At 38.8% G+C, this 7,894-nt stretch carries 8 protein-coding genes and 2 pseudogenes; 3 read left to right on the plus strand and 7 right to left on the minus strand.

Annotation, left to right across the window (positions count from 1 at the left end):
• The first annotated feature begins 85 nt into the window (after nucleotides 1-85).
• On the plus strand, nucleotides 86-1,084 hold the full coding sequence (locus B4J23_RS01375; protein ID WP_017397242.1) for an Arc family DNA-binding protein: 999 nt from the start codon (nucleotides 86-88) through the stop codon (nucleotides 1,082-1,084).
• Nucleotides 1,085-1,099: 15 nt separating this feature from the next.
• Here the strand turns inward: B4J23_RS01375 and B4J23_RS01380 are convergent, their stop codons facing one another.
• A complete protein-coding gene (locus B4J23_RS01380; RefSeq protein WP_004691483.1) occupies nucleotides 1,100-1,330 on the minus strand; it encodes a helix-turn-helix domain-containing protein in 231 nt (76 codons plus the stop codon).
• A gap of 162 nt (nucleotides 1,331-1,492) precedes the next feature.
• Between B4J23_RS01380 and B4J23_RS01385 the strand changes: the two genes are divergently transcribed.
• Nucleotides 1,493-1,759, plus strand: a complete 267-nt coding sequence (locus tag B4J23_RS01385; protein WP_004691484.1) for a hypothetical protein — start codon at nucleotides 1,493-1,495, stop codon at nucleotides 1,757-1,759.
• A gap of 123 nt (nucleotides 1,760-1,882) precedes the next feature.
• Nucleotides 1,883-2,507, plus strand: a pseudogene (locus tag B4J23_RS01390) (HAD family hydrolase).
• Nucleotides 2,508-2,574: 67 nt separating this feature from the next.
• On the opposite strand, the gene B4J23_RS01395 reads toward B4J23_RS01390, so the two are convergent.
• The 6 genes and pseudogenes from B4J23_RS01395 to gltB form a co-directional block, all read right to left on the minus strand.
• The gene (locus B4J23_RS01395; RefSeq protein ID WP_004691485.1) at nucleotides 2,575-3,093 is read right to left on the minus strand and encodes a hypothetical protein; all 519 of its coding nucleotides are present in this window, start codon (nucleotides 3,091-3,093) and stop codon (nucleotides 2,575-2,577) included.
• A gap of 320 nt (nucleotides 3,094-3,413) precedes the next feature.
• Nucleotides 3,414-3,974: a TPM domain-containing protein gene (locus tag B4J23_RS01400; protein WP_175966232.1), complete on the minus strand. Its 561-nt coding sequence runs from the start codon at nucleotides 3,972-3,974 to the stop codon at nucleotides 3,414-3,416.
• Nucleotides 3,968-5,011, minus strand: coding sequence for a TPM domain-containing protein (locus B4J23_RS01405; RefSeq protein ID WP_175966234.1), 1,044 nt, complete (start codon nucleotides 5,009-5,011; stop codon nucleotides 3,968-3,970). The genes B4J23_RS01400 and B4J23_RS01405 overlap by 7 nt, the downstream gene beginning before the upstream one ends.
• A 37-nt stretch (nucleotides 5,012-5,048) precedes the next feature.
• Entirely contained in the window at nucleotides 5,049-5,642 is a 594-nt protein-coding gene (locus B4J23_RS01410) for a LemA family protein (protein WP_218945503.1), read from the minus strand.
• A 269-nt stretch (nucleotides 5,643-5,911) separates the two neighbouring features.
• Nucleotides 5,912-7,333, minus strand: a complete 1,422-nt coding sequence (locus tag B4J23_RS01415; RefSeq protein ID WP_291358513.1) for an FAD-dependent oxidoreductase — start codon at nucleotides 7,331-7,333, stop codon at nucleotides 5,912-5,914.
• Between the two features lie 72 nt (nucleotides 7,334-7,405).
• Nucleotides 7,406-7,894: pseudogene (gene gltB / locus B4J23_RS01420) on the minus strand (glutamate synthase large subunit); the annotation flags it as partial.

Below are 7,894 nucleotides of genomic sequence, written 5' to 3' on the forward strand. Positions count from 1 at the left end.
TAACATAGCAATATGCTAACACTTATGTCAATTTTTTTTTTATAGCATAATGCTAGTACTAAAATTTCTAGTATTCATGGAATGTATGGGTAAAAAAGACATTCAATTTAACCTTCGAATTCCAGAAGAGTTAAAAAATAAAGTGGATGATGCTGCGAAAGCCAATCAACGTTCCATCAATGCTGAAGCAACTTCTCGGCTTTATGATTCATTCGTCATGAATGATAATATCCAAGTTGAAGCGGCAAAAATCGTTGAAAAATTTTTACGATCACACTCTCCTACAGAACGGAAAAAAGTAGTAGCTAAACGTTTAAATTTCGTATTAAGCGAATTAAAAAAAATTTATCATTTTAGAGAATTTACAATTGCTGAATTAGCTTTTGAGATACGTGAAGATACGGCTGATGAAGCTGAAGCATGGTTTAGGGCAGAATTAGAACCTACATTTGGACAACTGGAAAAAATAGCGCAACATACTTCAGTAAATCCAAACTGGTTACTCTTTGGTAAACAGACTCCATATGATATTCAACATACACGTTTGAATGAGTATTTAGAAAAAGATATAAAGCTGCTCTTAGGTTCAAATCCTAATAATGAATATTTAAATAACTCAAGGGTGAAAGAAATAAAGTTTATTCGAGAACTGTCAGAAACGGGGCAATTAATTATTCTTAAAATCTATGAAAATTATGCAGTTGAAACTTTTTCACCTCCATACCATATTAGCAATGTAAATGGTGATGGTGGATATAGATCATTGTTATATTTTTGCTTATTGACCAAAGTGTTACTGCGATATTACCACCCCAATGTATCTATACATAGCCACCTTCTTCCAGAAGAGCAGTTTAAACTTATTTTGACTGGAACAGTTCATCCCTTAACAATTGTAGAAAAATTACATCATATTCCTTGGATTGATGATTTAGCAGATAAACTTCCTGACGGAATTTTAGACTATTGGAATGGTTTTGATGTATTAAGAGCAAGAATAATTCAAGATTTTGCTAAAGAGAAATACATTCAGACGATTTGGAATGATCCTGAATTGCATCTAAAGCATCCTATTCAGCTTTAAAATAGCGATGGCGTATTACTGAATGTCATTCCTTTTTTCAGGTTCATTACTATATTCAAACAAGTCCTGCATATTACAATTAAAATATTTACACAAGGTATCTGCAACCGAAAGTTCAATTCGAATCGCACGATCATAATACAAATTCGTCAAGGTATTACGGTTAATACTAGTGGCATGCGCCACATCACTTAGCTTCAAAATTTTGCGTTCGCCCATCAGAGCGGATAATCTACATCTAATCATAACAACTCACAAAACAACATTTCAACCCATAGCAGGTTATTTTAACTTGATACCAAGTTCTATCTATGCTAATTTCAACCTGCAACAGGTTATTTTACATATCAAAGAAGCAAATTAACCTTCTTAAATATCATTATATATTGTTTCAAAGGAGTTTTAGCGATGAATAACTACTTTTCCCCAAAATTATCTGTTTCAGAAGAAGTCCGTTCGACTGCCGTTGCACTCATCAAAGAGTTTAATATTGACCGGACATTTGATTTAGCTTTGTTTCTAAATGTAAACCCCAATTTAAATGATCAAGATGCCGTTTTAGCTTGGGTTAATAATTTTTCGAAAATTCAACATGATCTTAACGATTTCAACCAAGTTCGTCGCCACTTCATGAAAAATTTTCCTAAAATCATGTTTACAAACTTTAGTGAATAAAACAAACAAAGGGAGATATAAATATCTCCTTTAATTTTTTACATCAATCTACTTCAGAATGAGACAATGCTCTTATGGTAATCTCAACTAAAAGTGAAACTTAATTTAATTGATTTTAAAAATATGGAATCATATATAGAAACAGGTCATGTTGAGCCATCAGTCATTGCTTTTGACGTATTTGGTACACTTATAAAATAGGAGAAAGACGTTTCCCATATAGAAAATTAATGAAATAGCTGAAAGAAAATGGGTGACAACCAAAACCTGATGATGCTAAATTTATTATATCCCGCAATTTAAATTTGGTAGAACGTGTAAAGCTATTAGCAGCAAATATTCCAGACCAGTTTCTGCAAGAACTTGAACATGATTTAAATGAAGAATTACGGTCTATTGCACTATATGAAGATACCTTAACTACTTTGGAAGAATTAAAAAAAATTGGGGATTAAATTGGGATTATGCTAAAATTTAGCTATGCCATATGGAAAATTTTTTTCTTCATTATTACCTCCCCTTGATACTTATGCTTGGAGTTATGAAGTTGGTGTAATTAAACCTGGACCGAAAATCTATCAATCGCTAATTGACCAACTACGTTGCCAAACTTCAGAAGTTTTATTTATTGGGGACACAGCTCTTGGCTGATTTTACAGGGACAACAGCATTTGGCATGTCTGCTAGATTGATAGATCGTAAAAATGGTCAAAAATTGGCAGATATTTTAGTGGATATTATTGGCTGACAAGTATTTGCTCTCAGGACTGAGAAAAAATTATTTTTAAAAATATATGTAAGTTCAATCACTAAAATTAGTCTCCTTTCTTTAGTTTTTCTATATAAGCCTCGCATTGAGGAGGCAAACCAAGATTATATTTTAAAGCGATATCTACTCTAGCTGTCACATACTCGATATTTTGAATTTCACGCTGCTGAGCAAAAATTTGAATCGCAGGATGTAACTGTTCTGAGCAACTCGCATCATTACTAAAGTATTTTAGTATCTTGGTTTCATAAAAATAAATAGCAGCAAACAATCGACCATCTTCAAAAATAATCGCTGATGAAGCATCTAAACTGGATGCAGACCGACCTTCATAGTACAAAGCCTCATCTGTTTTCAACAAATAAGGCGCTGAGTAATGCTCAAAATGAGATTGAAATTTTTGATAATCATGCTTTAACAGCTTTTGAAGTTCTGTTTGAATTTTTTGATTTGAAGCAATTTGCGTAATTGATGAAATATCTGAATATTGATCTAAGTCTAACGCTTGTGCATGAATCAATGTAGGAAGAAACAAAAGAAGAGCAAAGGAATATTTCTGCTTCAGAGCGGGAACGAGTCTGTCGTTTATTCGATGATGTCCATATGAGCTTACTTATGGAATGTTCATTTTATATGGACACTTATGGAGTATCGATAAGGGTAAAACCTTTTTGCATCGTCTTCATAAACATTCTCCACAAATGTTTTGTTAATTTAATTATAAGCTTTGTAAGCTATTTTAATATTAGCACTAAACGTGCCAACTTTTATTATAATAATTTTGACAGAAAAAACAGCAGTTTAAAAAAATATTTTTCAATTTGTTATTTTTGGGTTTCATTTTGTGTAGATAACTGACAAAAATTGTCATTTATTTGACTAAAGTCACCCTAGAATGATGGGCTTGTTTCCTAATTCATTCTTTAAATCATCCATTTTTCGATCATAGTATTGATTTAAAATTTCTCCAATCTGCTTAACCCCAAAAATCACCCCATTCTTATACTTCTGTTGCTTCAACTGCTGAATAATATTTTCACAAATCTGATCCCATACTTCTTGTGTAGTTGCCTGTTTAATTCCTCGATCAATCACAATTTCTACTTTATGATCACAGAGGTTTAAATATAAAAGCACGCCACTATTATGCTCTGTATCCCACACACCCAATTCAGCAAAAAGTTGTCGGGCACGACACAGCGTATCTTGGTAATAAGCAGAACGAGAAGGTAGAGATCCTTCAATCACGACCTGAATTTCCCCCACATGCCCATGCTCTGCTTCTTCTACAGCTAATGCAATCGCATGCTGATCCTGCTTGGAGAAAAACCGCTTGGTTGCAGGCATATAAAAGAAGTGCTTAAGCCAGCGCTTAAAACTTGGTTGGGCATGCTCTTCCAGCTTAGGCTGCGTGACAATATCTGTTGTATCTGTAGTTGTTACCATGAGCCTGATGCTCCTCCCCCACCAAAACCACCGCCGCCTCCACCGAAGCCGCCGCCTCCAAAACCACCACGTCCACTACCACCGCCACGACCTCCACCTGCCATAAAGGCATGCAGGATCAACTGAGCAAGTGAGGTCACGAGTAAAAAGAAAACTCCAGCACCAATTAATAGGCTAGCGACCAATCCCATGCCATTGACTAACCCGGCTGCAGTTCCAGCCACTGCAGCAGTGGCTGCACTCAGCTTTCTGCCAAAGATCATGGAACCAATGACACCAGCGACGATAATAAAAATAACCGAACCCAAAGTCGCTTGAGATGCTTGCTGCGCTTGATATGCCTGTTCCTGACGTTCTTTAAGCTCAGCCGCTGCTTGAGCTGCAATTTCAGGATCCAAGTTGAGAATACGCTCAATTTCTGCCAGCCCCGCATCTATCCCTTGCGCATACTGACCCTGCTTAAACAAAGGTGTAATTTTGTTATTAATAATTCGTCCAGCCACAATATCTGGCAAAACACCTTCTAACCCATATCCAGTTAAAATCTGGATACGATGGTCATTTACCGCAATGGTCATTAACAAACCATTATCATGTTCTTTTGAGCCCAATTGCCAGCGATCCGCCACACGCATGGAATAGTCAAAAATATCTTCCTGTCCAGTAGTAGGGACAATCACTACTCCGATCTGAGCCTTACCTGCCTGATAAAGATTGATGATTCGTTGACTAAGTTGTTGTTTTTCTGCTGCCGTTAATAAATTTGCCTGATCAATCACCGGTTCATTCATGCTAGGCAAGTTGCGCTGAACCTGACCTTCTGCCATATCATTGGCAATTTGTGGCTGCGGTGCGGTCGCTGTAGGTTCAGCATTTTGATCTGCAGTATTCGTCTTAGGCTGCAAAATTTCACGTGCAACAATGACTTCTTCTGTATCAGTTGCCGTTGCTGTTTCACTCCAGGCAGGATTCATCAGGCTCATAATGAGGCTGAGAAATAGACCTGTACAAAGTTTTACAGCGCTTATATGCATCATTGCAGCCACCTTATTAGCAGATTACCCAAGATCAGGCTTATTCAAATGAAACCTTAGGTGCCTGTTGCGCACTCTGCTCTGCACTAAAGTTTGGTTTGGTATCCATCCCAATAACTTTGGCCGTCATCACCTGCGGGAACTGACGTGCATAAGAGTTAAAATCTTGTACAGTCGTAATATAACGGTTACGCGCTACCGCAATACGGTTTTCAGTACCCTCAAGTTGTACCTGTAAATCGCGGAACTGCTCATTGGCTTTTAGATCAGGATAATTTTCAGTTACTGCCAGTAGACGTGACAAGGCACTGGTCATTTGTGCTTGAGCTTCCTGATAGCGCTGGAACAGTTCAGGATCTTCCAGCACTTCACGGTCGACTTTTAGGCCTGCCACATTGGCACGTGCCTGAGTCACTTCAGTTAACACCTGCTCTTCATGTGCGGCATAGCCTTTTACCACATTCACTAAATTTGGCACCAAGTCAGCACGACGCTGATACTGGTTTTGTACTTCAGACCATGCCGCAGTCACCGCCTCATCCTTAACTTGTAAGGTGTTATAGCCACAACCTGTAAGCGTCAGGGTACTGGCTAACATCAGAGCAATGAAAGATTTTTTTAATACAGGAATCATCTTTTCTCCTCAATTCTTTATTGATATTTATTTAATAAATTTGATTTTAAACATATTTTTCTCATTTTTTGTTAATTTTTATAATTTTTTACTTATACCGTTTTTATTCCTTCTGTTCTGCTTCAGAGCTACGAATTAATATTGGATATATTGATAAGTTTAAATCCATATTTATTATAACTACTTAGAACTAAGCTGAATAAATTAGTAAAATGAAGAAAAATAAAAAACCCGCCATAGCGGGTTTTTAAATGGATGATTAAATTATATTAAACATCAAGGTAATCCAGAATACCTTCTGCAGCCTGACGACCTTCCCAGATCGCAGTCACCACCAGGTCAGAACCACGGACCATGTCGCCACCAGCAAAGATTTTTGGATTTGAAGTCTGGAATTTGTATTGCTGTTGTTCAGCTGCAAGTACGCGGCCTGAACCATCCAGATTGATTTCTACATCAGTGAACCAGTCTGCTGGGCTGGTACGGAAACCAAATGCCAGCAATACCGCATCTGCAGGCAGAATTTCTTCTGAACCTGGAATTGGTTCCGGACTACGGCGGCCACGGCTGTCTGGTTCGCCCAGTTGAGTCGTTACCACTTTTACGCCAGTCACTTTGCCATTTTCACCCACGATTTCGATAGGCTGACGGTTGAACTGGAATTCCACACCTTCTTCACGCGCATTTTTTACTTCACGACGTGAACCCGGCATGTTCGCTTCATCACGACGATAAGCACAAACTACTGACTCAGCACCTTGACGGATTGAAGTACGGTTACAGTCCATCGCGGTATCACCACCACCCAAGACAATCACTTTTTTGCCTTCAACGCTGATGTATTCGGATGGATCTTTTTCCCACCCCTGGCAACGGTTCACGTTAGCAATCAGGAAATCCAGTGCATCATATACACCATCCAGATCTTCACCAGCAAAGCCACCTTTCATATAAGTGTATGTTCCCATACCCATAAAGACAGCATCATAGTCAGCGAGTAACTGGTCGATAGTAACATCGGTACAAATTTCAGTATTCAGACGGAATTCAACACCCATACCCGTGAAAATTTCACGTCGGCGTTTCATCACGTCTTTTTCCATCTTGAATTCTGGAATACCGAAAGTCAGCAGACCACCAATTTCAGGACGTTTATCAAATACAACTGGCTTAACACCATTACGTACCAGAATATCAGCACAGCCTAGACCGGCAGGACCTGCCCCAATGATAGCAACTTTCTTGTCAGTCCATTTCACATGAGACATGTCTGGACGCCAGCCTAAAGCGAAAGCGGTGTCATTGATATATTTTTCAGCATTACCAATGGTGACTGCACCAAAACCATCATTTAAGGTACAAGCACCTTCACACAGACGGTCTTGGGGACAAACACGACCACAGACTTCTGGCAAAGTATTGGTTTGGTGACACAATTCTGCTGCTTGGAAAATACGGCCTTCTGCCAGTAACTTCAACCAGTTTGGAATGTAGTTATGAACCGGACATTTCCATTCACAGTACGGGTTACCACAACCTAGACAACGATGTGACTGATTTGCAGCCACTTCTGTTGTGAAAGGTTTATAAATTTCCACAAATTCTGCTTTGCGGACGTCAATCTCTTTTTTCTCTGGATCTTGGCGTGCGACATCCAGGAATTGAAAGTCATTATTTAGGCGCTCTGCCATCTCTCTCTCCGTGGGTAGACCCAAGGCTTTATTCGCATTACCTTAGGTCTGCCTATATCTGCAGTAGTGGAATTATTGTGGATCAGCTTGAGTTGTTTTCAACAAGGTCAACAAGTTAGCTGCTTTTGGTTTTACCAGCCAGAACTTACGACTATAGAAATCAAACTCATGGCGGATCTTGTACGCCCAAGCACTACCTGTTTCTGCAATATGTTCATCTAAAATGCGAAGCAAAAAGGTCTGATGTTCTTCCATCGCTTCAGTTGAGATACGGTTCAGTTCAATCAACTCATGGTTGTAATGATCTACAAAATCATTGTCCAGGTCCAACACATAAGCAAAACCACCGGTCATACCTGCACCGAAGTTATGACCTACTTTACCTAGGACAGTCACAATACCGCCAGTCATATATTCACAGCAGTGATCGCCTGCACCCTCAATCACAGCAAAGGCACCAGAGTTACGAACTGCAAAACGTTCACCCGCAGTACCCGCAGCAAACAATTTACCACCAGTCGCACCATACAGACAGGTATTACCAATGATCGCAGTATTTTG

This window comes from Acinetobacter sp. UBA3025 (assembly GCF_002367915.1).
GTDB lineage: Bacteria > Pseudomonadota > Gammaproteobacteria > Pseudomonadales > Moraxellaceae > Acinetobacter.